3 protein-coding genes are annotated in these 1896 nt (G+C 33.0%); all 3 read right to left on the bottom strand.

The window, feature by feature from the left end:
• The coding region (locus tag J6Y29_04835; GenBank protein ID MBP5427196.1) for a hypothetical protein at positions 1–266 on the bottom strand (266 nt) is incomplete at its 3' end.
• Between the two features lie 17 nt (positions 267–283).
• A complete protein-coding gene (locus tag J6Y29_04830) occupies positions 284–808 on the bottom strand; it encodes a hypothetical protein (GenBank protein ID MBP5427195.1) in 525 nt (174 codons plus the stop codon).
• Positions 809–818: 10 nt separating this feature from the next.
• A partial coding sequence (locus J6Y29_04825) for an RHS repeat-associated core domain-containing protein (protein MBP5427194.1) occupies positions 819–1896 on the bottom strand: 1078 nt, incomplete at its 5' end.

Here is a 1896-nt window from a genome sequence, read left to right as displayed (position 1 = left end):
GCAAAGTTATCCAAATGTTGCTGTCCGGTAAAACCGCGGTCTATCAAATGGGTGGCGGTGTCGGTTTTGCTCCAGTCGGAATATAATCTTCTTTGTCCAAAAGGAGTATAAGACATACTGTCCACCACATTGCCGTTTTTGTCGCTTATTTTCTCTATGCTACCGTTAAAGTTGGTATGGAGAGCATACAAGGTGTTGCTGTCGTTTTGTATATACACGGCTACGGGCTCATTATTGGTATAGATGATTTGTTCTTTGTCTATCATATGTTACATTAATAAAATTATGGGGTTTCTATGAAAGTTACCTTTTTTATTCCGCTTGTTGTAATATCAATGTTTTTATCTTTATATCTAACTTTTAAGGTTGGGAGTGTCGCTATTACTTCTTTTGAATGATCTATTTTATAGATGTTTACTAAAGATATTCTACTCCATTTATAAAAATCACAACCTAATAAGTATGGAGTACCTAAGTTGAAGTTGAATTTTTGATTTGGCTCAATTATAATAGTATCTGTTTTGTAAAAAGGAGTTATAAAAGGATTTTTTTTAAATTGTTTATTATCATAATAAAATATAATTTGAAATTCTGAGTCTTTAAAAAATAATCTTATTGTATCCTTTGTATTATTGATAATTGCACATTCTATATCAATCCAAGGACCTTCCCCAAATCCTTCATAAATGAGATCTTCATTTATGACTTCTATTACATTAGAAATATCAATATTTTCAATTTCAAAATGAATTTGACTATATGAAATTGTTGAAATAAACAACAATAGTACTGTTATACTTTTTTTCATTTTTTATTATTTAAAAATTTAAACCAAATTGTTTTCCATATTCTTTTACTTTTTGTTGAAACCATGGCCTTGTTTTATTAAAACTACTATGCTTCATCTGTGTATTTATAGCATTTTTTTCTTTTTGTTCTGTTAGCATAGAGGAATAAGTTTCTGAACCATGTGATTTACAATCATTATAATGTTGTTCTTCATGGATAAAAAGATTTGTTATCTCATTAGCATGATTAGATATTTCATGCTTAGCGTTCCCTTTCAATTGTATTTCAATATGAGATGCTCCTGTCAATGTATAGTAAACGAAAGAAAGACCAAATGTTTTTCCTTTATCTTTATCTGAAGATTTCGGTTTTAAAGGCAAATCCGTAGGATTATAATGTTGATAAACCAATAATTGTGCTTCTTGAGACATGTCAAATGCTTCAGAAAAGGCGACAGATTCATATTTTCCAATATGATGTAATATAGCTTCTGTTCCATCATCGTAAGTATATTTGTACATGTCCCAAATATCTTTATCAATAATACGGATATTATCGCTTAAAGCATCGTCTGAACCCAAGTAATTTCCAAATACATCAAAATAGTCATCTATCATCTCCCCGCTCGGGTCCACGTACTGCAAAGGTGAGAACAGGCAATAAGCATACCTATTGTAGTTCAGCGGGTTTTCGGGGTTTTGGATATATGGGTCAGGGCTTAAGAAGTGTGCCAAAACAGGGTCGTACATTCTACCGTTAAAGTTAATAAGGGCAAAGTTATCCAAATGTTGCTGTCCGGTAAAACCGCGGTCAATAAAATGGGTGGCGGTGTCGGTTTTGCTCCAATCAGAGAACATTCTTCTTTGTCCAAAAGGAGTATAAGACATACTGTCCACCACATTGCCGTTTTTGTCGCTTATTTTCTCTATGCTACCAATGTAGTTGGTGTGCAAAGTGTACATGGCATTGGTATCTCCCTGCACATACAAAGCAATAGGCATATCACCCACATAAATATAATTATATTGTGTGTTGGTGGTGAGGTTGTGCTCATACTCCCTGCCACAATATATTTTCTTTTCTTGCTCTGTGTTGTTAACGGTGTAG

Source organism: Clostridiales bacterium (assembly GCA_017961515.1).
In the GTDB taxonomy this organism is placed as follows: domain Bacteria; phylum Bacillota; class Clostridia; order Acetivibrionales; family RGIG10202; genus RGIG10202.
The sequence above is the reverse complement of the archived record's forward strand: the minus strand, read 5'-3'. Positions and strand labels throughout refer to the sequence as shown.